Source organism: Microcoleus sp. w1-18aA5 (assembly GCF_036701705.1).
Taxonomy (GTDB): Bacteria; Cyanobacteriota; Cyanobacteriia; order Cyanobacteriales; family Microcoleaceae; genus Microcoleus.
The window spans coordinates 76,587-102,796 of the sequence record NZ_JAUPTE010000015.1 but is presented as its reverse complement, the minus strand read 5'-3'; the positions used below and the strand labels follow the sequence as shown (position 1 = coordinate 102,796).

Below are 26,210 nucleotides of genomic sequence, written 5' to 3'. Positions count from 1 at the left end.
GGACATTTTGACCTGAACCCTCAGTGAGATTAATCTGTTATTCTATCAGGCCTTACACTAGAATGAAATAGCCCTGCCCTCGCTATTACTTCCGGTTGTTCGCCGCAAACTTGAAAAAAGAAAGGTTCAAAAGCGTGAATTATCCCAGCGCGACGCAACAATTCTAAACGGTATTGCGAGTCTGGTAAATGGCGGAGGGCTTTTTCAACAGCAGCTAAATCTGGTTGGCGGCGCATGACAGCAACGCAAGGAATTTGCAGCCGCGATGCTAACTCAGGAAGGTCAATAATATTGAAGCCTCCGAAAGCAATTCCGTCTAGCAAAACCAGATGCAATTGCGGCAGAAATTTGCCTCCGAGGAGTAGCCCAGAAATAGCATCCGTGGCATCTAATCCGTCTGGGAGGACTTGTCCCCAAACCATTCCTTCAAATCTAGTTCCCCCACAGACTATGCCCGCGATCGACACCAGACTGCCACTTCTACGAGAAAACGGAGCATCGTCAAAGCCAATAACCTTAATTGTGCGATCGAGCCTCAGCAAATCTGCCAGTTTCAACTTGGGGAATTCCGTAAGCTAAAGTTTTTGACATTAATTTGACTTCTAGATATAGTATCATATACGTTAAAGACCTCATTACTAAAAATATTTTAGACAATTGGTAAAAAAATACGTAGCAGCGATCGACCAAGGAACCACCAGCACCAGATTTATCGTATTCGATCGCCTGGGACAGATAATTTGTCGCAACCAACAAGAACACCAGCAAATATATCCGCAGCCAGGATGGGTTGAACACAATCCCGATGAAATTTGGCAGCGCACCCAAAGCGTGATTAAAAATGCCCTCGAAATTGGCAATATTGACCCGGAAGATATTGCTGCACTCGGTATTACCAACCAGCGCGAAACTACAATTGTTTGGGACAGAAAAACTGGCAAACCTTACGGCAATGCCATTGTTTGGCAAGATACCCGCACTCGCTTTATTTGCGATCAATTAGCTGAAATTGAGGGCAAAAATCGATTTCAAAAACGATGCGGTTTGCCGCTGACAACTTATTTCAGCGGGCCGAAAATTAAGTGGATGCTGGACAATATTCCAGGATTGCGGGAAGCGGCAAATCAAGGGGATGCGATTTTTGGCAATGTCGATACTTTTCTGATTTGGCACCTGACGGGCGGCGCGCACATTACCGATGTTACCAACGCCAGCCGCACGATGCTGATGGATTTGCAAACCCTCGATTGGGATGCCGAAACTTTGGAAATAATGGCAATTCCCCGCCAGATGCTGCCAGAAATTCGCCCTTCGAGTCAAGTTTTTGGAACTGCAAAAGGATTGCTTGCAGGTGTTCCAATTGCTGCTGCTTTGGGGGATCAGCAAGCCGCTCTCGTCGGGCAAACTTGTTTCAGTCCGGGGGAGGCGAAAAATACTTACGGTACGGGCTGTTTTATGCTGCTGAATACCGGTGAGGCGATCGTCCCCTCAAAAAACGGGTTACTAACAACAGTCGCCTACAAGATGGGGGAATCGCCCGCTGTGTATGCTTTGGAAGGCAGTATTGCGCTTGCCGGGGCTTTAGTGCAGTGGCTGCGGGACAATTTGGGTATCATCAACACATCTGCAGAAGTAGAAACATTAGCAAATACAGTTGAAGATAGCGGCGGAGTTTACGTTGTCCCGGCGTTTTCTGGACTCTACGCACCCTATTGGAAAGACAGCGCCAGGGGAGTAATTGCAGGTTTAACTCGCTACGTGACTAAGGCACACATTGCCCGCGCCGCATTGGAAGCTACAGCGTGGCAAACGCGAGAAGTATTGGAGGCGATGAATCAGGATTCTGCTGTGCAGCTTTTGTCTTTAAAAGTAGACGGAGGTATGGTGGTAAATCACACGCTGATGCAGTTTCAGAGCGATGTTTTGGGAGTGCCTGTGATGCGGCCTGTGGTAGCAGAAACTTCTGCACTCGGTGTGGCTTATGCGGCCGGTTTGGCGGTGGGTTTTTGGAGTCAGCTAGCCGAATTGCGGGACAATTGGGCGGTGGATTGTACTTGGGAACCGAAAATGCCGATCGCACTTCGCGAGCAAAAATATCGCTTTTGGAAAAAAGCAGTTTCCCGCACCTTCGATTGGGAAGAATGAATCGCTGAGTTAAGTCCAAAATGCGTATTTAGTGATATCATTAAACCCAGCACTATTTTTTACCTGGCCAATAAATGATTTCGCTAAAGAACTTAAAAAATTTTCTCACCGCCTTTCTATTGATACTGACACTGGCATTTGTAGAAATCGCTACTAATTCCCAAATGGCGATCGCAGATACAGCTACAAATACCACAACCGCAGCCGAAGTATTCAGCACCAACTGTGCAGGCTGTCACATCAACGGTGGCAACATTATCAGGCGCGGCAAAAACTTGAAACAAAAAGCTTTAAAAAAATACGGCATGGATTCCATCGCCAACATTTCCAACTTAGTAACCAACGGCAAAGGTATTATGCCCGCTTACAAAGATCGTTTGTCAGAACAACAAATTATCGATGTTTCAGCTTACGTACTCTCCCAAGCTGAAACCGATTGGAAATAAACCAGATTATGTACATGGTAAGACCAGGTTTAGCGCCTAACTTCAGGAAACCAAGCCGAGGTATAATGTAAGGGCTGGTTTAGCGCGTAACTTGGTCATCGATGAATAATCTTTATACAAAACCTGCCTGCTTCTTGTCTTTTATTGTTCATCCCTTAATCATCTCAATACAAACCTGTCCTTTTTGCGGTTTTTTGCTAAGAAAGTGTAAATTATTGGAGGTATTGCAAGTTGAAAAAATATTATTGTTGGCGTAAAACTTTAACTATTATTAGCTTGTGCTTTTATCTAATTTTAGCGGTTAGCCCGCCCGCTTTCGCCTCGATTCACAAATATCCAGAAACTGCTGAGACAGTAATGTTCCGATCCGTACAAAGCCTGCGCGATACAGACGATAAAGCATGGCAAGTTGTTTTGTACAAGCGAGTAAAGTCGGGAGTAGTAAAGTCTTTAAATCTGAGAGTGGTAGGATTTCCGGGAACAGAATTGCAGCACCCGGTTCCGCTGAAAGTGGCGGCGGGCAAGCGGGAAATGGGCAAGGCTAATGATATTTGGAACGAGTCGGGTTTGCCAATTAATGTCGGAGAATACGATTTTAAATCAATAATTGCACAATTGGAAAGCAATCAACCTTTGCTGTTGAGTTTGCCCGTGAAAAATCAAAAAGAAACAGAATTGCTGGTTCCTCCTTTTGCTGTGAGACAATGGCGGCTTTTGTCTGACAAAAACTAAAGATACCAATTTAAGCGCACTCTACATTTAAAAGCCATACAATTTCCCATGTCACAAATCGCTATGTTTAAATATGCCTTAAGGTAGATTTAACGTATTTGAAGAATAATTTGGTCTGGCAAAAACTAAAGATACCAATTTAATAGCACTCTACATTTAAAATCGCTACGATTTCATCAATGTATCAAAAATAACTTTATTTACATAGACCTTAAGGTAGATTTAACCTATTTTAAGGGTAATTATGAAACAAACTAAAAGCTGAGTTAGTCGAGTGACAAAACTTCAGTGTTTTAACGTAGGTGTATTCAGGGTAAATCTACTATGACTTTAATCAGTAAAATTGTCCGCAAAGCTTTGGCAACAGGTTACTTAACGGTTGAGGCAGAAGAACAGTTGCGACAGCAGTTGCAGATGACTAAGTACGGTTTAGAAGATTTTGAGGCTTTTATTAATTTGCAAAAAGAGGTGATGGAGGGTAGGGTGAAACAGCAAGCTTTGGAATTGTTACGATCGCGCAAATGTTCTGCGACGGCTTGAATCCCGTTCGATCGACCTTTTGGATCAAGGGGATAAAAAAGTTACAGCATCTTCTATTTTTATCCCTAACAGGGCTTACGCATGTAAGACCGAAGGAAGAAACCGGGTTTTTTACCTAATCTCTGGCTGAAAACGAAGAATTTTCGTAAAAACACCCGGTTTCTGACCACCGGTGCGTAAATCCTAGCTCATTAGAAATTTCCGGCGCGATAGAACTTGACAAAACTACAACAATCCGCAATAGTAGTAGATTGTCTGTCTAAATCCGGCTCGGATCAGGTTAAGACATTCCAAAAGCTGGAGAGCAGTCAGCAGTCAAAAGTCCACAACGACCAATGACCAATGACTCATCAGCTACCTGTACGGCAATCTCAACAACCATCCCATGACTTACGCAATCATTGAAACCGGCGGCAAACAATTTCGGGTAGAACCAGGCCGCTTCTACGACATCGAACTGCTTCACGTCGAAGCTGAATCCAAAGTCACCATAGACAAAGTATTTCTGATCCAGCACGAAGGCGAGGTTCATATCGGCCAGCCTCTACTAGAAAATGCCACTGTAGAAGGAACGGTTCTCCGGCATTTCCGGGGCCGCAAAGTCCTCGTCTACAAGATGAAGCCGAAAAAGAAAACTCGGAAGAAAAAAGGGCACCGTCAAGAAACAACTCGCTTTATGATTGACTCGATTAGCGTCAACGGTACAGTCTTGGCCGCCAGAGACTTAACTGCAGCAGTTGTTGAAACCCCCCAAACCGCCGAAACTGATTCAGAATAAAAAATAGTAAATACAGTTGAGGATATTATGGCCCACAAGAAAGGTACAGGCAGTACACGTAACGGACGCGACTCTAATTCTCAGCGTCTGGGTGTCAAAAAGTACGGCGGTCAAGTTGTCAAAGCTGGCAACATTTTGATCCGTCAACGCGGCACTAAAGTTCACCCTGGTAATAATGTTGGTATCGGCAGAGATGATACTCTGTTTGCCATGATTGACGGTGTGGTGACTTTTGAAAGAAAAGGCAAAACTCGCAAGAAAGTCAGCATTTATCCTGTTGTAGCAGCACCTGTGGCTGAGCCCGTGGCGGAAGCTGTCGCAGTTTAATTGCGATATTTTGGGGCGTTGCTTAAGTCTCTTTTGTTTGTCTCAAAGTCTCGATCCCCCCTAGCCCCCCTTAATAAGGGGGGGACAAGATTTTTCTTAAAGTCCCTCTTAATTAATGGGATTTAGGGGGACAAGATTCTTCTCAAAGTCCCTCTTAATTAACGGGATTTAGAGAGACAATATTCTTCTCAAAGTCCCCCTTAATAAGGGGGACTTAGGGGGACAAGATTCTTCTCAAAGTCCCCCTTATTAAGGGGGATTTAGGGGGATCTAGACTTGACTGGAAGCGACAGTCCTAGGTTCTGTCAATTGGTGAAAATTTAAGGCTTAATTTGTCACCAATTTGTGGCTAGCCTCCTCCGACAATTGTGACAACTTCTAAAATGTCGCCCTCTTGCATCTGTGTAGTTTCCCAAAATTGTTTGTGCAGAATTTCGCCGTTGTACTCCACAGCCACCAAGCGCGGGTTTAATCCCAATTGTTCTAGTAATTTTGGTAACGGTGTGTCGATCGCACAATTGCGGGTTTCTCCGTTAACTTGCAGCGCAATTTGATTTATCATAAGTAAAATATCAGTTTTCAGGGCGGGTTTTGTAACAAAATTATATTTTATGCACAGATTTCCTGTGCTAAACCCGCCCTACGAATCGCAAATAAACCTAGCTTTTCCCGTGCAAAGCTTTCTGAGCTTTCAGATTCTGCATCCGAATCAACTGCGAGATGAAAAACTGCGTAACTAAAGTAGGCTGTTCTGCTTCCATAATTGCGCGTACTATGGCAACCCTTTGAGCTCCGGCATTCAATACTTCATCGAGGTTGTTGATATCAATTCCGCCGATCGCAAACCACGGAATCGGCGACTTAGTAGCAGCATACCGCACATAGTCCAAACCCGCCGCCTGTTTATCAGGTTTAGTAGGAGTGGAGTAAACCGGCCCAACTCCAATATAGTCTGCTCCCTCTTCAATAGCTCGCTGCATTTCCTCGCCATTCGTAGTAGAACGACCGATGATCCGTCCCGGGCCGAGCAACTTGCGCGCTTCCGCCACAGGGAAATCTCCCTGTCCTAAGTGTACGCCGTCGGCATCTGCTGCGATCGCAAAATCCACGCGATCGTTCACAATCAGCAAAGCATCGTAGCGGTGACAAAGTTCGCAAAGCTTGCGCGCATTAGCCAGCTTGGCGCCGTCGTCTGAGCTTTTGTCGCGGTACTGCACCAAAGTCAGCCCGCCTTGCAAAGCAGCTTCCACGACTCCCATCAAGTTGTCTCTCGGGGAAGTTACAAGGTATAACTGCGATCGAAGTAACTGCTGGTAGCGCCGGTAAGCCAGCAAATTGCTTTCGAGAGTATAAACCCGATAGCGCATCTGCTTAAAAGCCGCGCCCATATTCCGATCGTAAATTTTGCCATACTCTTCGAGTACCCGCAGAGCTTCTTCCACCCGACAGAAATTCGCCTCCAGTAGCTGCTGAATGCTCGAACGCTGCTCTTCCTGCGGGTGAGTCAACTCCGTACCCGGATCAGCCGGCGTATCCCTAGCACTGCGAAGTTCTGCGACGTGCCAAGCAGCCAATTCTTGACGCAGTTGCTTGCACTCGCCAGCTAAATCGGCGTTGTTGAGACCAAACCTGCACCATTCTTCAATAATTCTCAACCCTTCGCGCGATCGATCTAAATTTGCATCTAAAATCCGGCAGAGGGCTGGCTGTGCCGGTAAAGTTCTGTTTTGTTTGTCGGTCATTCACAACCACCCTAATTATAATTAATCTTACCAATCAACCCGCTATATTCTCCCACGCCGTCAAGATTGTGGCAAAGCAGGCGGCTTAATTTTGGCATAAACCAATGTAAATTCGACAATAATTTTTTAAGTTTTATTGAATTTGATGAAAACAAAGCATAATAGATCAAACTTGATAAGAGTGGAATCGTTAAACTGCATACCACACTTCGGAGGAGAGCCGTGAGGTTAGCAGAACAACACAAAAGATTAACGGCAGAAAACCCCAGCAGGCGGGTGAAATCAAAGTTCGATCGCAAAAACCCGACACCGAAATCGGGAAGCGGAACTCGGATCGCAAATCAGTGGGGTTTATTTATGCTCCTAAATTCTCAATATAGCGAGTGCAAAGAAAAGCGATCGCAAAAATTTTGTTTGAGTTCTTGCCTTCTACTCGTCTTTGCGATGACCGCCCTTTGCAACCATCAACCGTCAGTTATCGCTGCCGGGATACCGGGAGTGCAGCTACTTTCTCAGACGCTGCAGAGCGACATCAACATACTCTACGTCAGCTCGATCGGGGGCAGCGACACGGGGGGCAACGGCAGCGATCAAGCTCCGTTTAAAACCCTTACCTACGCCTTAAGCGTGGCCCCGCCCAAAACAGCGATTTTGCTAGCGCCCGGTACTTACAGCGAGCAAACCGGCGAAAAATTTCCATTAATGCTCAGGCCCAGCGTGACAGTTCAGGGAAATCCCAACACTCGCGGTCAGAATATTGTCATCAAAGGCGGAGGATACTTTATCAGTCCGACTTCGGCGGGTCAAAATATCGCGATTTTAGGCGCAGATGGGGCGGGACTCAGCGGGGTGACGGTGACGAATACCAACTATCGCGGTTACGCTTTGTGGATCGAATCGAGTTCTCCGACAGTTGTTAACAATACTTTTTCTGGGAGCACTCACGACGGCATTTCGGTAGTGGGTACATCCAGGCCGACGATTGGCGGGAATGTTTTCTCGAAAAATGGAGCTAACGGCATTACTATTTTTGGCAGTTCCCAGCCGGAAGTTCGAGATAATGTGTTTGAAAACACCGGATTTGGGGTGAATGTAGCGCAGAACGCTTCGCCTCTGCTAATCGGCAACAAAATTACTCGCAATAAGGACGGCGTGGTGGTGCAAGCTAATGCTAGACCTGTGCTGCGTAACAATTATATCGAGAGTAATCGCCGGGACGGAATTGTGGCGATCGCGAGCTCTCTGCCCGATTTGGGAACTGCCGCCGAACCGGGGGGCAATGTCATTCGCAACAACGGTCAGTACGATGTCAACAATGCGGCAAAAGGTCAAGTAATCCCAGCTTACGGCAATCAATTGTCGAGCAGCCGGACGACGGGATCGGTTGATGTGGCGGGAACTTTTACACCGCCGCCAATGGGGGGAAGTGCTTTGCAGCTAACGGCCGATCGACCTCCCAGCATCGGTGGTCCAGACACTTCTCTCCCGGCTTACACTCCCGGCCGGCTAATTCCCAGAGTTGAAAGAGCGCCACTTCCCCCGCCTGCGCCCGTTTCAATGCGATCTGTGCAAAATCGACCCGCACCGCGAAGCGCTGAGTTGCGACAAGAACTTTCTCCGAGGAATGCCGCTGCTTCATCGGTAGCCCAAGGGGCGAGCGCAATTCCTGTGCCCGATCCGAATTATCGATCAATTTCGGAAATTTCGGTACAGCAACCAATGATTCCTCCCAATTTTGATAGTTCGAGTTCGGTTGCTTCCGAGGGTAGATTGCCGGTTCCGGGCCGCAACATTCCGATCGGAAGGGGCGGCTATGTACCTGCACCTTTAGGGGGTAATTCTTTGCCCGATGCCGCGGATAATTCGCCGTCATTCGATCGAGCCAGAGCTTTGGGTTTCCGGTATCGAGTTGTGGTGGATACCGACAGTTGGCGCGATCGACAAAAAATGCAATCCCTCGTTCCCGGTGCTTTTCGCTCTTTTTCCAGCGGACGATCGGTGATGCAAGCCGGTGCTTTTCGGGAACTAGAAAAAGCTGAGGAATTGCTACAAATGCTCAGCGCTAACGGTTTGAATGCTCAAATTGAGGAGATTAAATGAAATGGTCAGTAGTCAGTAGTCAGTAGTCATTAGACCTCTTTCAAAAATAACTAGGAGGGGCAAGATGCCCGTTCCAAAATTTTATTAAAAGGACTTTTGCAAGAGGTCTATTACTTTGTTAACTGTTAACTGTCAACTGTCAACTGTCAACTGTCAACTATCAAAAATTTTAGGGCCTAGCATATCGGATGCCAGACCCTAAAAAGTTTGTAAATTCAGTTGATTCAAGTGGGTTTTTAGCTCTGCTGAGTTTCAGCAAACTACAACTAAGGTGGACTTTTTTGCAACTACTCTGCGGACGAGCTAGCTATCAGCGGAGTCTATTCAGACTTCTGTCTTTGACTGTTGTGCGATCGCAACTTTTGATTCATGCAATAGCCTCAAGCTATTTGACAAATCCCGATCGCAATATCAACCTTTCTTTGCTAATAAGCTACACGGTTCAGGCGTTGCCTGCGGACTAGAGCAGATCGGGACAAATACTCTAATTCCAAATTTTTATCCAAGTTTTTTGTGCTTCTTGGTTTTGCCCCTCATGTTTTTAAGTTAACACCAACTGCGTGCATAAAAACACTTTGTTTACCAAAGTTGACACTTTTTGACGTGCAGAAATACTTCCCAAAGCGATTATTAACAATTTGTACGATCGCCCGATACCGCAACGTGCATAGCCGGCACTTTTGGCTTGCTGTCAACGCAGCAGAGCTTCCCAAGTTGCGCGGCCGACAATGCCGTCTGCTGGCAGTTGATATTGTCGCTGAGCAGCCTTGACAGCAGCTTGAGTTTCCGGGCCAAACACGCCGTCAGCACTCACCCGCAAAAATCCCTTGGCCCGCAGCCGCTCTTGCAAATCTCTGACGGCTTGCCCGCGCATTCGTCTTCTCAAAACCGGGAAATTGGTTGGCTGCGCTTCGGGGCTAATCTCTGAGTTGTCGCCAGTTACAGGATCGTTGGCGATCGGGTTTTCGATCGCGCTCGGAGTCGCAGGAAACAGCCGGTTCCAAGTATCTTGACCGACTATTGCGTCGGGAGGCAGGCCTGCTGCTTCCTGGAACTGAGACACAGCTCTAGCGGTGCTTTGTGAGAAAATCCCGTCTACAGTGTCAGGGTAAAAGCCCAATAATTTAAGAGCAGCTTGGAGTTCGATCACTTCCGACCCTCGGCTGCCCAATTTGAGCGTGGGACGGACGATCGCACCTGTTTGAGCGATCGGATTATTGCTGTTACTCTGTTCGGAGGTAGGTAGCTGTGCGACAGCAGGAGTAGGGGTGATCGAGCTCATTGCCAATAAACCGCACAAACTCCAGCCGAAGAGCAAACTCGGAACCTCGCGGGCTTTATTCCAGCTTGCTGTCAAGTTTTGGGACATTGGGAATTTGACCTCTGGAAAACTGGTAGCGATCGTACATCAAATCTGGAAAAAATTTACACATCGGGCATGGGGCATGGGGCATGGGGCATGGGGCATGGGGCATGGGGCATGGGGCATTTCTGATTCCCCTCCCTTCCCTTTCCTTAAAATAATTTATCCCCTGAAATAGCTGCAATTGGCAAAAAAACTGCTAGATTGCCCTACAGAAAACATTGAACCGCGTTCATTGGGCCCCAGCAACACCATGTCCGAATTCAGAACCGCCAGCCAAATAGACATCGGCAACGTCAACATCGGGAACTTCCAAGTCGGCAGCATCAGCGGCACCAAATACAACGATTTTAACGCCAACGGCCGCCCTGATCCCGGAGAAGTCCCCATTCCCAACTGGCAAATCTACCTCGACCTCAACAACAACGGCCAGCCAGAATTTAACGAACCTTCCACCGTCACAAACGCGCAAGGCAACTACATCTTCGCCAACCTGCCACCGGGAACTTACCAAGTTAGGGAAGTCCAGCAGCCGAACTTTCGCCAAACTACCCCAAATCCCGCACCCATCACGATTACCAGCGGCACAAACGCTGGCAATATCAATTTTGGCAACAACTTTAACGCAGGGACGATCGCAGGCACAAAATTCAACGACATCAACAACAACAGCAGCCGAGATCCCGGCGAACAAGGGCTAGCTAACTGGCAAATTTACCTCGATCTCAACCGCAACAACAGGCTCGACGCCGACGAACCTTTTACTTTTACAAACGTTGAAGGCAATTACGCTTTTGTCAATATTCCCGCCGATACATATTTGGTGAGAGAAGTCCAGCAACCGGGTTTTCTTCAAACCACGCCTGACCCCGGCCCGGTTAACGTTACTTCCAACGCCACTGTCAACAACATCAATTTTGGCAATGTCTTTTTTGTCGGCAGCATCAGCGGTGTCAAGTTCAACGACCTCAATGCCAACAGCGTCAGAGACGCCACAGACCCGCCCCTGGCAAACTGGCCAATTTACCTCGACCTCAACGGCAACAGCAGCTTTGATCCGGGCGAACCCAATACCATCACAAACCCCCAAGGCAACTACACTTTTGCCAATGTTTCTCCCGGCAGATATTTGGTGAGGGAAGTTCAGCAACCGGGATGGGTACAGACTACGCCAAATCCAGGCCCGATCGACATCACCGGCAATACCAACGCTGTCGGCGTCAATTTCGGCAACAATTTTCCTACCGGCAGCATCAGCGGCTTCAAGTTCAACGACCTCAACGCTAACGGTATCAACGAACCGACGGAACCGAGAGTTGCCAACTGGCCCATTTACCTTGATTTCAACAACAATGGCAGTTTAGATCCGGGCGAACCTTCGACTTTAACCAACCCCGAAGGTAATTTCTCTTTTATCAATTTGCCTCAAGGAACCTATGTCGTGAGGGAAGTTCCGCAGCCCGGTTTTCTCCAAACCACGCCTAATCCGACGCCGATCACCGTAGGCAACGGCACAAATGCCACTAATCTCAGCTTTGGCAATGTATTGGTGACTGGCACCATCAGCGGTGTGAAATTTAACGATTTTAACGCCAACGGCATCCTCGATGCCGGGGAACCGCCGATCGCCAATACTCAAATTTACATCGACCTCAACAACAACAGCAGTTTAGATCCGGGCGAAGCGAGTACCTTAAGCGACCTTCAAGGCAATTACAGTTTCCGCAATGTTCCGGTAGGTAGTTATGTTGTCCGCGAAGTTCCGCCGCCCGGTTTCATTCAAACGACTCCGCCTGCGGTGGTTGTTGTCTCGGCAGAGATTGGGGCTAGCAGCATCGATTTCGTGACTGGAGAGGCTGAGGGTAGGTCGGCTAAATCCTGGAAGGGCGACCCGTTAACTGATGCCAACAGCTATACGAGACCCGAACCTGCGGGTAATATGGGGGCGGATAGCTTGCTTTTGAGCCAGGGTCGTGATAGTGATCAAATTAGTAAATTTTTGAGTGATGGATTTTTTGCAAATTTAGGCAATATTCCTAACTTTGGGCAACAGAATGTCGGTCTGGAGCCTAATGCACAAGTTGGTAATTGTGTCAATATCAATGAATTAGATAATGGGGTGATAGCTGACTGGTTTGTGCCGATGGGTGTGAGGAATTTCCCGGTTAAGTAGGGTGAGACAAAGCTCGATCGCCCCGAATCCAAAACCGCAGATAAAAATTAGGAAGAGGTTAAAGGGCGATCGCGTGATACCCTATTGTTGGCAACCTCCAAAGCCAAGCCAGAGTTCCGGGAAGCCCAAAGCTGGCTTGTATATGAGGAGCAAGATTCAGAGACAGTATCATACCTGTTTTTAGGAATTATCAGACAATTCCCCAAGTGCGATAGCCCTCGTGGCATGGTCGCTCAAGTCACCGAGGTGCAGTGAGTTTTAACGTTGTTCCAGCTCAAAACAGCAAGTGTCCACGGGCAGAAGAACTCCGGGCGCAAATCTTGAAGATATTGCGCTCAAATTGCCACAGCTATTCAAAACCTGATATAATCTCGTGCGACAAAGCTGGAGTAAGCCTGATGTTAGATGAGGAACCTTCGAGCAACGTAGACGTATGTATGATTGAGTAGCGATCGTCAGTCGCTAGCAGCAGCTAACTGCTGATTGACAAAGTGATACAGTAGCCTGTAGCTTACGTAGATTTAGGTGTGAAGGAACAGAAAATCATGGCAGAAAAAAGTGCTAGTCAGGTAACTCCTGTATTATTTCCAGTAGTGTTACCGCCAACCATCAATTTTGGCAACGCTCCTGCGGGTATCCAGGGTACCAAGTTCAACGACCAGAACCTCAACGGCATTCGAGAACCCGGCGAACCGGGGCTCCCCAACGTCCAAATCTTTATTGACACCAATAACAACACCACTGTCGATCCAGGTGAACCCTCGACGTTGACAAACCCCAGCGGAAACTTCGTATTTCCAGGCTTGCTTCCAGGCACCTATACAGTCAGGGAAATCTCGCCAGCCGGTTTCAGCCCGACAACTCCCAACCCAGTCGTCGTCACCCTCGCGGGCAATAATGCCACAGTGTTGTTCGGCAATGGTCCCGTCCCGGAAGGTCAGATTATTGGCTGCAAATACCTCGACGTAGACAACGACGGCTTTCGAGACGGGAGTGAACCCCCGATGGAAAACGTCAGAATCTATATCGATGCCAACAACAACGGTCAGCTAGATACAGGGGAACGCACTACCTTAACCGATAGAAACGGCGAGTTCCGATTCACTGGTTTGTCGGCTGGGCTGTACCGGATTCGAGAAGAGCGCGCCAACGGGCCCGGCACTGAACCGTTAGAAAGAGATTTTCCCCAAAGCACTCCTCCCGGCAACACCCCCCTGCTTGACGTGAACCTCGGCCCTGGCGAAACCTGGGCCTGCGCTCAAGTGGGCAACACTCCCCTGTACGAAATCCCGATCTTCAAATTCCGGGACAACAACGCCAACGGCATACAAGACTCCGGCGAAGTTGCCCTCGAGGGCATCCCGTTCATCCTCGATTTGAACCGGAACGGCAGGACAGACGTGGGCGAACCGCGACTGTTAACTGGGCCTGATGGTAGGGCTACCTTCAGAGATTTGAAAGCTGGCAGCTACTCTGTATTGGAAACCTTTGAAACATTCATACCCAACCAGCCGCCAATTGCAACTACGCAGAACCCGGTAGAAGTCACAGCCCCCGGGCCCCAATCGCGACAGCAGGGAACACTGCCTTTCATAGTGGCAGATCCAACTGTTCCAGGTGGTCAGCGGGTCGTTGCGGCGAACTTTCCGCCCCCCTTCCCGCCGGTCAACCCGGAACCCGCAGTCTTCTTCACCCCGATTTTGGTAAATCCAGGTAGCGGTGCTGTCGGGAATACGCGCCCCAACATCACGGTCTTCAAATATAACGATCAGAACGCTAATGGTCGTTACGAACCGGCCAACACTCTACAGGAAGTGGGCATTCCCGGCATCACGGTCTACCTTGATGCCAACGACAACGGCGCCCTCGACACAGGGGAACAGTCGCTAGTAACTGATGCCAACGGGCGCGGTGCTTTCACCAACCTAGAACCTGGCAATTATGTGGTTCGGGAAGTGCCACAAGCTGGTTTTAGTCCTACTACTCCGGATCGGGTGCAGTTCAACCTCAGCACTCAAGATGCCAACGTTGTCTTTGGCAACACCCCCAACAGCCGCATCACTGGATGCAAATTCCAAGACTTGAACGGCAACGGCTACCGGGACGGCTTTGAAACGCCGATCGCAGGGGTCACAATCTACATCGACAGCAACGGTAACGACGCCATTGATGCCGGAGAAGCAAGTACCGTCAGCGATCAGTTCGGCCGCTGGGAGTTTGGCAATTTGACTCCCGGTATTTACCGAGTCCGGGAAGTAGTGCCTTCCAATTCTTTCCAAACTACTCAACCACTGGACATCGTTTTGGGCGCAAACCAAACGTTTACTTGTGCTTTGGTGGGCAACGGCCAGTTCTTTAACTATCTCGGAGGAAAATTCCGGGACGACAACCGCAACGGCCTTCGAGATGAGGGCGAACCTCCTTTGGAGGGCATCCCGTTCACCTTGGATTTCAACAACAATGGTCGCTACGATGCTGCTACCGAGCCTCTGGTGAGGAGTAATGCTCAGGGCGAGGTTCTGTTCACCAATTTAGCTCCGGGTACCTATTCGCTCTTGGAAGTTTTCAACGCTCCGGGCGTTGCCAACCCGTTCCCCATTCCGACAGGGCCTAATCCTGTTACGTTCTCGGTGCCGGGGCCAAATACTTTTGTAACACCGATCGTGCCGGCGCCAGTACCGACGGAACCAGAAAGGGTTATTGACAGCATCGATCCGCTGACCGGCGGCACGGTGACTGCTTCTAGCATCTCCGATGATAATGATCCGCTGAATAAGCCCGTCCCCGGCTCAGTCCCTCAACCAGTCAGCAATTTTGGCAACTTTGTAGTAGATCAGAGTCCAGTTGTTAGCAGCTTTGTTGACAGCAACGATTTGCAAAATTCGGCGAATTACCTGATTGCAACATTTTTAGAAGAGAATGGTCTCGATGAATCATTGTTCGTCGTTCCTCCTAGTCCTACGAATTCGCTTCTTTAATCTTAAGTTGGGTCTCTAGTTGGAGACTCAGCAATTAGCAACTAGCTTGTTTAAACTGCACGTCAAATGATCTTTTGGCGTGCTTTTTGCTGTTGTGACAATAATTAGAGGCTCGCGGGGCGGGTTTATGGATTTCTTTAATTACCGGAAATATTTTTCGTGAAACCCGCCTCTACAACAAATATATCCCCATACTCGTAGAGAGGGTTTTACCGACAATCTTTGAAGGAAAACTCACAATTTATATAAACCAGCCCTCCACAATCATGGGCTCGGCTGACGGGTTTATTTATCTCTTTAATTACTGTCTTTAGTCGTAGAGGACGATCGGCAAAAAGACCGATTCCCCGCCTCAATAAAACCTTTATTTATAGAGGTAGAACGTAGAGGAATATGTTATGCCAACTCAACAACAAACCAATCCGGCTCAACATCAAGAACAGCAACCCGGTATTGAATCGCAAATGACCCCGCAACCCCAATCCTTCGCGGAGGGATATCGAGGTAGCGATAAATTGCGGGACAAAGTAGCCTTAATTACTGGCGGAGACAGCGGTATCGGGCGTGCAGTGGCGATCGCCTTTGCCAAAGAAGGCGCTAACGTGGTCATCAGCTATCTTAATGAAGATGATGATGCCAAAAAGACCAAAGAGGCGATCGAACAACAAGGCCGACGCTGTATTGCGATCGCGGGCGACATCGGCGATGAAAGCCTCTGCCAAAATCTTGTAGAACAAACAGTTAAAGAATTCGGACACCTCGACATCCTCGTCAACAACGCCGCCGAACAGCATCCCCAAGAAAGCATCGAAGACATCACCGCCGAACAATTAGAGCGCACCTTCCGCACCAACATTTTCTCAATGTTTTACCTCACAAAAGCCGCTCTCAAACATCTCAAAGAAGGAAGTGCAATTATCAATACTACCTCTGTCACCGCTTACAAAGGCAATCAACAATTGCTAGATTACTCCTCCACAAAAGGAGCAATTGTTGCCTTTACTCGCTCCTTGTCTCAAAGTTTAGCTGAGAAAGGAATTCGCGTCAACGGAGTCGCCCCCGGCCCGATTTGGACCCCTCTAATTCCTGCAACTTTCCCTGAAGAAAAAGTGGAGAAATTTGGTGCAGACACGGCATTGGGACGCGCCGGTCAACCCGATGAAGTTGCCCCCAGCTACGTGTTTTTAGCTTCAAAAGATTCGTCTTACATGACGGGTCAAATTTTGCATCCCAACGGCGGATCGGTGATTAACGGATAGATTTGTCGCGAGTTGAGATATAAATAACCGCATTTTGTGGGGGAACTTTCACCCACAATCTCTGACTATAACTCACAATCTAAATAAACCCGCCCCCACAACCACCTTACCTAGGGCGGGTTTATTTAGATTGTTTTTTTATAAAAAAACAGTAATCCCGCTACGTGGGTAGCGGGATTGATAGGTTGCAGTTTAACTATTCTCTAGTTTTGCTAGAGTTGTAATTAGGTGACTGCTGAATTAGCTCAGGTTAGCCATTTCTTGCTGGATGGTGCTTTTGGCTGCTTTGAATTCAGTAGCCATTTGTTCCATTTGTGCTTCGCTCAGGTTGCGGCGAATATGAGGGAACATATCGTTTTCTTCTTGTCGAATGTGATCTTTAACCGCTGTTTGGAGCTGTTTAATTTGGGCTTTGAAATCAGAAGAAGTGGCGTTGAGAGCCTTAATTTGGGCAAGCATCTGCTTCATTTCTGCTTGCTCGCTGTACAGTTCTTGAGTATTGCCGTAGTAGCTGCGAACTGCGGGATAAACAACTTGTTCTTCTGCTTCTGCGTGAACGCTGAGGTCTTTGTAAAGTTGACCGAAGAATTCTTGCAGTTTTTGAGGATCGTCGGTGCTTGCGATTTCCATAAATAGGGTATCGGTTTTGCGGTGATCCATTGAGATGATTTCGGTGATGTTCATCTCATCTTTGCTGCGGGTAACTGCACCGCCGATGATGCCGGTCATAGCTGCCATTGCATCTTGTACGCGAGCCCAAACGCCTTGGTCGGGGTCTTTGCCAGTCAATTCGCGTACGCCTAAAATTTCGAGAACTCCTTTGAGTTGTTCTTGGTGAGCGCGGTTCTCAAAGTTAACTGTGTTGAGGGGGGTAATGGCAGCTTCGATGTCAGCGCCGACTACTTGAGCAGCTTTGTGAATTAACAAACCGGCCATTGTTTGTTTGTGTTTGAGCAGTTCGTGCTGAGCGACTTTTTCAAACATGGTGAGTTCAGAACCTTGCATGAGTTTCTGAACTTCTTCAATCATTTTTGTGCTGGTTTCTTTGGGTTCGGTTTGAATGCCGTATTGCACGATCGTAGTTTCTAATACGCCCAAGTTTTTGCGATCGTCTTCGAGCATATCCCGGAAGCGCTGGGCTAGTTCGGAGTCGTTGCAGGAATTGATGAACAATTGCTCGTTGGCTATCAACAGGTTTTGCAGCGCTTTCATGTCTGCTAATTTAGTTGCGATCGCTTGGCGCTTGGTATCTTCTAGGGTAGCTACCATCTGTCGTTTCTCCTCTCAATGTATTTAGTGTTCTTACATCTCTTAATTTATTGATATATTCTGATAACATCCTCTTTCTCCCGACTGATTCATTAATATCCCGCGCAACCTATTGACTTTTAAACCAAGAAATGATAGTTAATTAAGGCTAAGGTCGTTTTTTAAAAAAGCAAAAATTACCCTTAATCACTGCCAACTGACCACTGACCACTGACAACTGCCAACTGCCAACTGCCAACTGACAACTGAGTTTTGTATCAATTAATCCCGATCGCAGAGCTGTAAAGCGCTACCATAGTTGCAGCCGAAGTTAACTAAAGTTTAAGAATAACTAGCTTGTCTCAACTGCTCACTGCTTTAGAGTTCCCAGCCAATGTCTGGAAGCTGAATAATGGGTTAACGGTCATTCACCAGCGGATTTCGGCCACACCGGTGGTCGCGCTAGACGTGTGGGTGAGGGCTGGCGCTACCCTGGAGCCGGATTCTTGGTCGGGAATGGCTCATTTTTTAGAACACATGATATTTAAAGGGACGGATTCGATCGCCCCTGGAGAATTTGATCAAGTAATAGAAAATCGCGGCGGTGTCGCGAATGCAGCTACAAGTCACGACTACGCGCATTTTTTCGTCAACGCTGCGGCCGATTATTTAGCAGAAACAGCGCAGCCACTGGCAGAATTGCTGCTGCGGGCTTCGATTCCCGATCGGGAATTCGATCGCGAGCGAGATGTGGTGCTAGAAGAAATCCGCCAAGCTCAAGACAATCCCGATTGGCTGGGTTTCCAAGCCATGATGGAAACAGTTTACCAGCGACATCCCTACAGGCGATCGGTATTGGGCACGGAAGAACTGCTGATGTCGCGAACTCCCCATGAAATGCGCTGTTTTCACCGATCGCACTATCAGCCGGAAAATATGACTGTGGTGGTAGTCGGGGGAATTGATGAACAACAGGCCAGAGATGTTACGGGGAAAGCATTCGAGCAGTTTTCGGATCGGTGGGATTGTCCCAAATTAACCGCAGAGGCGGAACCGCCACTGATAGAAATTCGCCGTCAGGAATTGAGCCTCCCGCGATTGGAACAAGCCCGCCTGATGATGGCCTGGACGGGCCCGGGAGTTGAACACTTGCAAAGTGCTTGCGGCTTGGATTTGCTGTCGGTGTTGCTTGCAGACGGGCGGACTTCGCGTTTAGTCAGGGAACTGCGGGAAGAATTACAATTGGTAGAGGCGATCGACAGCACTTTCTCGCTGCAACGGGAATCGAGTTTATTTACTATCAGTGCAGTCTTGGACGCCAAGGATGTCGAACAGGTGGAATCTCGGATTTGCGATCGACTTTGGCAATTGCAGTCTGAGCCAGTTTCCGAGGTAGAATTGCTCCGCTGTCAGCGTTTGCTGTGCAACGATTTTGCTTTCTCGCTCGAAACGCCGGGACAGCTAGCCGGTCTTTACGGATATTACAATACGATCGCCACTGCGGAAGTAGCGCTCAGCTATCCCACTAGGATTAAGGCATTTGGGCCCTTAGACCTCCAGCGCCTAGCTCAACAATATCTCTCTCCTCGGCGCTATACAGCAGTGGTACTCAAACCAATCTAATAATAGTTGACTGTTCACTGTTCACTGTTGACTGTTCACTGTTAACAGCAACTAGGTTGAGTTGAGACATGAAACCCAAGTCTATTAATTGGAAATTTGAGATTTGTCCCTCAATCTAAAATCTCAAATCGCCAATCTCAAATCGGATGATCGGTAACGCTCACGCTCTACCCATCCTACGAATAATCATGACTAACAGCCAACAGTCAACAGTCAACAGTCAACAGTCAACAGTCAACAGTCAACAGTTAACAAATAATTCAATGAAAAATGAAATCCAGCGCACGGTTTTAGACAACGGTATTGTTGTCTTAGCAGCAGAAAATCCAGCAGCAGATATTATTGCAGCTAGGATATTCCTGCGGGCCGGCAGTCGCTACGTGCAGCCGGAACAAGCAGGGTTGTGTCACTTGCTGTCGGCGGTAATGACTAAGGGAACCGATCGGCTGTCTTCGCTGGAAATTGCCGAGTGTGTAGAATCGGTGGGAGCGAGGTTGAGTGCCGACTCTACTACAGACTATTTTTTAGTGAGTTTGAAGACGGTTTCTGCGGATTTTGAGGAGATTTTGGAGTTGGCGGCGCAATTGACGCGATCGCCGAATTTCCCGGAAGCTGAAGTCGAACTCGAACGCCGCATTGCCATATCGGCAATTCGATCGCAACAAGAACAGCCATTTGCGATCGCCTTCGAGCAATTGCGGCACGCGATGTACCAGGAACATCCCTATGCTTTCTCTCCCTTGGGCACGGAAGCTACTATGTCAAAGCTCACCAGAAACGAGCTCGAACAGTTCCACAAAACCTATTTTCGTCCCGATAATGTAGTTATTTCTGTAGCCGGCAGAATATCGACCGAAGATGCGATCGCCCTGATCGATCGAACTTTTGGGGACTGGAAAGCGCCTTTAACACCCCTGCCAACTTTAACCGTCCCCCCCTTATCACCATCCCCTCAATCGGTCGTTACAGCGCAAGATACGCAGCAATCAGTGATTATGCTGGGCTACCTCGCACCCTCTGTCAAAAATCCCGACTACGCAGCGATTAAGTTGCTGAATACTTATTTGGGTAACGGTTTGTCGAGCCGATTGTTTGTGGAATTGCGGGAAAAGCGGGGCTTGGCTTACGACGTTTCCGCGCTCTACGCGACGCGCTTGGACACGGCTCAGTTTGTCGTGTACATGGGTACGGCGCCGGAAAATACGACGACTGCTTTTGAAGGATTGCGCGCAGAAGTCGATCGACTCGCCAACATCGAACTAAGCGAGGAAGAATTGCAAGCTTGCAAGAATAAAATGCTCGGTCAATATGCTTTAGGAAAACAAACTAATTCGCAAATTGCCCAAGTTTTAGGCTGGTACGAAATTTTGGGATTGGGAATTAAATTTGACCAGCAATTTCAAGAAGAAATTGCACAGGTGACCGCTTCACAAGCGCGGGATGCTGCTAAGAAATATTTTGTAGAACCGTATGTTTCTTTGGTGGGCCCGGAGGCGGCGATTACAGAGTTGGGTGTAGTGGCTGTTTGTTGAGGAGGAAATGGGCGATCGAACTTTTCAAAAGTTCGATCGATGCGATCGCAGATTAAAAGACTTTTCGCTTAACAATTATTGGTGGTTTGCGATCGCTTTTAATTTTTCCAAACTTAACAACAAAGCCAACTATTCTTGCTGGCATTATCTAGAACTGAAACCGACCACCTCAATGAACTTTTCGCTGCTGGTATAACGTTCAGGTTGAGCGGTTGCAAATAGCACTCCTAGCACCACCAGCGACTTTCAACAATCTCCTCCAACCGAATTGTTAGGTTGCGCCGTTAGCTTAACGATTTCACGATCCCGCCTTTGCTAAATAGACAGTAGGTGTAGATCGCTAGACATTACCTTAATCTAACTCAAATCGTTGCCAATCAATGCGATCGCACAAAGGTTATGATTGTCATCCCTGCTCACCTGAACGTTTGCAATGGCTTCTAGGAATTTTTTGGTATCACAGGGTCTTGCTTTGGGGTCATTCTCAAATCGTCGCCAATCGATGTGATCACACAAAGGTTATGATTGTCATCCATAACCACCCGACCTTTTGCAATGGCTTGTCGGAATTTTTTGATATCACAGGGTCTTGCTTTGGGGTCAGGTGTCTGCTGATCGATAAATACCCTTGAGTGTTTAGAGATGAGCCAACCCAGAGGCAACTTAACTCCATCACCTGACTTTTTCAGGAACAAGGTTCTGAATTTATATTTGAGTGGATCGTCAATCCCATCATTGACCGTGAACGTAGACAACTCAACAGCACTGCGGCTGCGGGACTTGCGCGCACTAAACAAGGCACGAACTGGGGATAAAACCTCGTTCAGTCCTTCACTCTTGAGTTGAGTTGTAGGCTCGTTAAATTGCCCATCAATTAAGGATAGGTAGACAATTTCAAAGGTTGTTCCGTAACCATTAAGTCGCTGTAAGCTCCGCCCAATGTCCAAAGCGGTAGGAATACCAGAATTATCAAAATAGCCGCCATCAGCCAAATGCAATTTACTTTTGTCCTTACTGCGTTGGTACCACCCTACAGGGGTGAAGTAGGGAAAACGAGCACTGAGGCCAGCCGCTGTACTCAGTTTCAAATCTAGATCGGGTTCATCAATGGCAATATTTTCTTTGTTGGGCAAGTTAATCTGAAAGGGGCTGATCACCAGGCGATCGCCAGTTTCGACAACAGTTGTGTTGAGAACCAGTGCAGGGGCAATGCCCTGGGGCTGCCAGTGTTGGTAAAAAGACTGCCGCAAGGGATTATCTTGATTTGGAAGAGACAGCTTATCCCAAGCTTTTTCAAACGCAACTTCCAGACCTCTTCCCCGATCCCAATCGTATATTGGAAAAAAGATAAATCGTTGAATCAGGTCAGGGAATAGCCCCATCGTTAGGAGGGGCGTAAGCAAGTCACTGCTAAACAGTTTGCTAGCCGTTTGGCTAAGGGATTTACCACTAATTCCACCAAATTTCACCAAACTTGAAAAGGCAGAAGCCCCCAAGCTACCGCCAGAAACACTACTGATTGCAAATATATGCTGAGGAAAACTTGGAAAATATTCTGTTAGCTTTGTGAAGGCTGTTGCTGCATGATAAGCGGCATAGATACCCCCACCTTGAGCCGCAGCGATATAGACAGGATAGGGTTTATTTGAGAATTGATCGAGATCGGGGCGATTAGCTAACCATTGCTGAAAACTAGATTCTAAAGCTGGAAGGACTGACTTTTCGGGTTTGCTAAATTGTCGAAAGCGATGATTGTCATTAAAATTAAAATTGCTAGAAACAACAATCAACACGATGAGAATCGTAATCCCAGGTATTTTTGTTTGCAGACCCCAGTCGTAAATTGTTGAAAAAACAACCACCAGAATCGTCAATGATATTGCCACCACACTAATTGATCCCAGCAGATCGGGAAGAAATGTCGGAGGCATTATCAACCCTAATGCGAGGGATGCCAGCAGAGAAATTGAACAAGTCCTAACAACTGTAATTCGTGATTTTATCGTGGGTTGCCAAGAAAACAGCGCCATATTAAAAAATACGAGCAACAGAAAAACAGCAACTAAACCAAAAGACAAATGTGAATCTTTTGCTGCCACGATCATAGGCAAAGATAAAACAATAAAAACAAAGCAGGAAATATTAACAAATACATTTTCAAATTTTTTACCAAATAGACCTTCACCCTTTTTGCTAGAGGCAAAGGAACCTAGGTACTTTGAGTTTTTTAAAAGTTCAACACGTTTAATTATTAAATAAGATAAAATTCCTAATAAAACTATATTGCTAAACATCCACACTAGCAAAAAAATCTTGGGAGTAGGATCTGATAAGTTCTGCAATGTTTTTTGGGTAGCCCAAGTGCCATAAGCAAGGCTACCCAGTGGTATAGTACCTAGCAAACGAGGTGCATTTTTGTATAAGCAATCGAATTTTGGCTTGTAGAAGTCAGGAAGACGAGCTTCATAGCATTTCTCAAGTAAACGTGCCGCGAACCACACACCAAGTGAAAGAAAAACAACCAATACTGTAGAAAAAACTGCCTGAGCTACATTATTATCGAAAGCAATTACACGATAGACCTCAATGGTTTGATCGATCTGGGTATAAAAATACCAAGATACCACTGCGATTGTCAGAGGTACTCTTAAATATATCAAAAACTGCACGATGGGTTTAAGCTGGTTTTCAAACCAATTAGAAATTATTTTAATTAATTTATTTCTGTTATCACTTTCAAGCATATATCACTAACTAATGACTTTAAGGGAACATCTCTATCTTGACATAAGTGCAACCTAACGGCTAAATTGAGCGGAAAACGATCGCCTCTGACTCAAACCTCAAATATTGCGATTTTGTCAGATCCAATGATTCGTTAGGCATCGATCGCTTAACAATTATTTATGCTTTGCGCTCACCGATAACTTCAGCTTGACTAAAATCATAGGTGTTTGTCCGCTCCAATGATTTGTTATACCTTGATCGCTTCAATAGTCCGGACTGTTTTTAGTTCTTAGGCTGAAAACCACGATTTTCCGTTCGTAGCGAACTTGCCTTGGAGCTTTGAAACCCTTATTCTACGGTTGGCAATCAAAAACTGTCCGAAGTATTGTTAACAATTATTTATGCTTCGCGATCGCCAGCCCAAAATGCTCACTCATCCCAAAATTCGTGGTGTGACACGCTCGCGGGTGCCAAAGGTGGGATCAATTTTAGCGTGAGGTTCTTTCTCTAAAGTCATGTTTAAGTCGTCCAGGACTGTGAGTAACTTGGCGCCACCACAAACGCAAAAACTCGCTCAGACTTCAATTGAACCTTTTCTGTTCCCGATCGGTCTAAATTCAAGACAGACCCATCAGGTCTAATTTATATGTACTTAGTAAAGCACTTTCAGATTAAAAAAGAGTTGACTCCGTGGCTTAGCGGACTCCTGGCCACATCCCTGCTTGCAGGAGTCGGCTACACAGCTTACAGCCAGTTAACAGTCAAATCCAGCCGCGAAACCAGGCGCAAGGAAAAAACCGTTGCTATCGAAAGGGTGAACCTGCCGATTACTATTTCGGCAAATGGCACAATTGTGCCTGAACGTTCCGTTAACGTCAGCCCCAAAACTTCAGGAATGCTCAAAAGTTTGCTTGTCAAGGAAGGAGATAAGGTTGAACAAGGGCAGATTCTCGCCTACATGGACGACTCCAACCTCCAAGGCCAACTTACCCAAACTCGCGGACAACTCGCAGCCGCGGAAGCAAACCTGCAAAAATTGCTCAACGGCACTCGAACCCAGGACATTGCCGTGGCTAAGGCAGTGTTAGCAGAACAGCAGGCAAGTCTGGAAAAATTGCTCAACGGCAATCGAACCCAAGACATTGCTGTAGCTGAGGCACAACTAGCTGAACAACAGGCAAGTCTGCAAAAATTGCTTAACGGCAATCGAACCCAGGATATTGCTGTAGCCGAGGCACAACTAGCTGAACAACAGGCAAATTTACAAAAATTGCTTAAGGGCAATCGGCCTGAAGACATCGCCCAAGCGATCGCCAAACTCAGAGATGCCGAATACGCCAAAAACCAAGCAGAGGAAGACTTTCAGAGAAATCAGGAACTCTATAATGCCGGAGCCATTGCTTTGCAAGTTGTCAACAACTCCCGCACCGAGCGCGATCGAGCTCAAACGCAAGTCAGGCAAGCCGAACAAGCTGTAGCTTTGCTGCAAGCGGGTGCTCGCCCCGAAGAAATCGCTGCGGGGCGGGCTGCTGTGGAGCAAAAACGGCAAGCTTTGACCCTGGCGCGATCGGGTGCTCGCCCCGAAGAAATCGCTGCGGGGCGGGCTGCTGTGGAGCAAAAACGGCAAGCTTTGGCCCTGGCGCGATCGGGCGCACGCCCGGAAGACATCGCTGGGGGACAGGCTGCCGTCGAGCAAAAACAGCAAGCTTTGGCGCTACTAGAAGCCGGTTCTCGCCCGGAAGACATCGCCCAAGCCCGCGCTCAAGTTCTCGCCGCTAGAGGCAGCCTGCAAAGCGTTCAAGCGCAGATTAACGACACTGTGCTGCGGGCTCCTTTCACCGGCACTGTTACTCGCAAGTACGCCGATCCGGGCGCTTTTGTGACTCCCACTACGGCAGGTAGTGCGGTTTCTTCGGCGACTTCTTCTTCGATTTTGTCCTTAGCTTCAAAAAATCAATTAGTAGCAAACGTAGCAGAAACAAATATTTCTCAGATTCGGATCGGCCAGGCTGCGTCTATTCAAGCTGATGCTTTTGCGGGAAAGACTTTTGTAGGTAAAATCAGTCAAATTTCGCCTCAGTCGATCGTCCAGCAAAATGTGACAAGTTTTGAGGTTAAAGCGGCAATTATTAATGATGATAAACAAATGCTGCGATCGGGCATGAATGTGAATGTTGAGTTTAAGGCTGGTGAACTCAAAAATGTTTTGGTAGTTCCGACTGCGGCAATTGTCCGCCAACAAAGGGAAACGGGGGTTTATGTTCCGGGTCCAGAAGATGGTAAACCTGCTTTTATGCCGATTAAGACTGGTATGACGGTGGATGATAAGACGGAAGTGCGATCGGGTTTGAAAGGAGATGAAAAAGTGCTGCTTAGTTTACCCCCCGGATTGCGGCCTAGATCCCAAAATCCATCGGGTGGGATTCCGGGTTTGCAACCGGGTGGGGGAACGCGCTTGCGTTAGGGTTTTGATTTTTTTATTGAACCGCGAAGGCGC

At 47.5% G+C, this 26,210-nt stretch carries 20 protein-coding genes; 14 read left to right on the top strand and 6 right to left on the bottom strand.

Translation table 11 applies throughout. The features are described from left to right. Window positions 1-29: 29 nt before the first annotated feature. Window positions 30-557 (bottom strand): endonuclease dU, encoded by a 528-nt coding sequence (locus Q5691_RS08310; protein WP_333344432.1) that lies wholly within the window; start codon window positions 555-557, stop codon window positions 30-32. A 100-nt stretch (window positions 558-657) separates the two neighbouring features. Here Q5691_RS08310 and glpK point away from each other — a divergent pair, with 100 nt between their 5' ends. The 6 genes from glpK (at window position 658) to rpmA (ending at window position 4,968) form a co-directional block, all read left to right on the top strand. After that, window positions 658-2,145, top strand: coding sequence for a glycerol kinase GlpK (glpK, locus tag Q5691_RS08305; protein WP_333344430.1), 1,488 nt, complete (start codon window positions 658-660; stop codon window positions 2,143-2,145). 74 nt (window positions 2,146-2,219) lie between these two features. Next, on the top strand, window positions 2,220-2,591 hold the full coding sequence (locus Q5691_RS08300; protein WP_333344428.1) for a c-type cytochrome: 372 nt from the start codon (window positions 2,220-2,222) through the stop codon (window positions 2,589-2,591). Between the two features lie 231 nt (window positions 2,592-2,822). Beyond that, the gene (locus tag Q5691_RS08295; protein ID WP_333308009.1) at window positions 2,823-3,323 is read left to right on the top strand and encodes a DUF3122 domain-containing protein; all 501 of its coding nucleotides are present in this window, start codon (window positions 2,823-2,825) and stop codon (window positions 3,321-3,323) included. Window positions 3,324-3,647: 324 nt separating this feature from the next. Further along, window positions 3,648-3,863: a hypothetical protein gene (locus tag Q5691_RS08290; RefSeq protein WP_015176895.1), complete on the top strand. Its 216-nt coding sequence runs from the start codon at window positions 3,648-3,650 to the stop codon at window positions 3,861-3,863. A gap of 385 nt (window positions 3,864-4,248) precedes the next feature. After that, complete coding sequence (gene rplU / locus Q5691_RS08285; RefSeq protein ID WP_172190164.1) at window positions 4,249-4,641, top strand: 50S ribosomal protein L21; 393 nt, start codon at window positions 4,249-4,251, stop codon at window positions 4,639-4,641. Between the two features lie 27 nt (window positions 4,642-4,668). Continuing rightward, window positions 4,669-4,968 carry a 50S ribosomal protein L27 gene (gene rpmA, locus Q5691_RS08280; protein ID WP_190738131.1) on the top strand — a complete coding sequence of 100 codons (300 nt, stop codon included), beginning with the start codon at window positions 4,669-4,671 and terminating at the stop codon, window positions 4,966-4,968. 349 nt (window positions 4,969-5,317) lie between these two features. Here rpmA and thiS read toward each other — a convergent pair whose 3' ends face one another. Together thiS and Q5691_RS08270 are read right to left on the bottom strand one after the other, a co-directional pair. Continuing rightward, window positions 5,318-5,530: a sulfur carrier protein ThiS gene (thiS, locus tag Q5691_RS08275; protein ID WP_015176890.1), complete on the bottom strand. Its 213-nt coding sequence runs from the start codon at window positions 5,528-5,530 to the stop codon at window positions 5,318-5,320. Window positions 5,531-5,627: 97 nt separating this feature from the next. Next, window positions 5,628-6,710 (bottom strand): thiamine phosphate synthase, encoded by a 1,083-nt coding sequence (locus Q5691_RS08270; RefSeq protein ID WP_333344426.1) that lies wholly within the window; start codon window positions 6,708-6,710, stop codon window positions 5,628-5,630. A 222-nt stretch (window positions 6,711-6,932) separates the two neighbouring features. Here Q5691_RS08270 and Q5691_RS08265 point away from each other — a divergent pair, with 222 nt between their 5' ends. Then, the gene (locus Q5691_RS08265) at window positions 6,933-8,810 is read left to right on the top strand and encodes a DUF1565 domain-containing protein (protein ID WP_333215596.1); all 1,878 of its coding nucleotides are present in this window, start codon (window positions 6,933-6,935) and stop codon (window positions 8,808-8,810) included. Window positions 8,811-9,501: 691 nt separating this feature from the next. Here Q5691_RS08265 and Q5691_RS08260 read toward each other — a convergent pair. Then, the gene (locus tag Q5691_RS08260) at window positions 9,502-10,179 is read right to left on the bottom strand and encodes a peptidoglycan-binding protein (protein ID WP_333344424.1); all 678 of its coding nucleotides are present in this window, start codon (window positions 10,177-10,179) and stop codon (window positions 9,502-9,504) included. Window positions 10,180-10,426: 247 nt separating this feature from the next. Between Q5691_RS08260 and Q5691_RS08255 the strand changes: the two genes are divergently transcribed. From Q5691_RS08255 to Q5691_RS08245, 3 genes are all read left to right on the top strand, one after another. Then, on the top strand, window positions 10,427-12,346 hold the full coding sequence (locus Q5691_RS08255; RefSeq protein WP_333308001.1) for an SdrD B-like domain-containing protein: 1,920 nt from the start codon (window positions 10,427-10,429) through the stop codon (window positions 12,344-12,346). A 545-nt stretch (window positions 12,347-12,891) separates the two neighbouring features. Continuing rightward, complete coding sequence (locus Q5691_RS08250; RefSeq protein ID WP_333344422.1) at window positions 12,892-15,324, top strand: SdrD B-like domain-containing protein; 2,433 nt, start codon at window positions 12,892-12,894, stop codon at window positions 15,322-15,324. Window positions 15,325-15,722: 398 nt separating this feature from the next. Continuing rightward, a complete protein-coding gene (locus tag Q5691_RS08245; protein WP_333216432.1) occupies window positions 15,723-16,583 on the top strand; it encodes an SDR family oxidoreductase in 861 nt (286 codons plus the stop codon). A gap of 240 nt (window positions 16,584-16,823) precedes the next feature. Here Q5691_RS08245 and Q5691_RS08240 read toward each other — a convergent pair whose 3' ends face one another. Further along, a complete protein-coding gene (locus tag Q5691_RS08240; protein ID WP_333344420.1) occupies window positions 16,824-17,852 on the bottom strand; it encodes a hemerythrin domain-containing protein in 1,029 nt (342 codons plus the stop codon). 336 nt (window positions 17,853-18,188) lie between these two features. On the opposite strand from Q5691_RS08240, the gene Q5691_RS08235 reads away from it, so the two are divergent. From Q5691_RS08235 to Q5691_RS08225, 3 genes are all read left to right on the top strand, one after another. Beyond that, the gene (locus Q5691_RS08235) at window positions 18,189-19,454 is read left to right on the top strand and encodes a pitrilysin family protein (protein ID WP_333307995.1); all 1,266 of its coding nucleotides are present in this window, start codon (window positions 18,189-18,191) and stop codon (window positions 19,452-19,454) included. A 263-nt stretch (window positions 19,455-19,717) separates the two neighbouring features. Continuing rightward, complete coding sequence (locus Q5691_RS08230; protein ID WP_333216440.1) at window positions 19,718-20,986, top strand: pitrilysin family protein; 1,269 nt, start codon at window positions 19,718-19,720, stop codon at window positions 20,984-20,986. A gap of 7 nt (window positions 20,987-20,993) precedes the next feature. Further along, window positions 20,994-21,182 carry a hypothetical protein gene (locus tag Q5691_RS08225; RefSeq protein ID WP_333344418.1) on the top strand — a complete coding sequence of 63 codons (189 nt, stop codon included), beginning with the start codon at window positions 20,994-20,996 and terminating at the stop codon, window positions 21,180-21,182. Window positions 21,183-21,426: 244 nt separating this feature from the next. Here Q5691_RS08225 and Q5691_RS08220 read toward each other — a convergent pair whose 3' ends face one another. Next, window positions 21,427-23,730, bottom strand: a complete 2,304-nt coding sequence (locus Q5691_RS08220; protein ID WP_333344415.1) for a patatin-like phospholipase family protein — start codon at window positions 23,728-23,730, stop codon at window positions 21,427-21,429. 629 nt (window positions 23,731-24,359) lie between these two features. Between Q5691_RS08220 and Q5691_RS08215 the strand changes: the two genes are divergently transcribed. Next, on the top strand, window positions 24,360-26,177 hold the full coding sequence (locus Q5691_RS08215) for an efflux RND transporter periplasmic adaptor subunit (RefSeq protein ID WP_333307989.1): 1,818 nt from the start codon (window positions 24,360-24,362) through the stop codon (window positions 26,175-26,177). The last annotated feature ends 33 nt before the right edge of the window (window positions 26,178-26,210 follow it).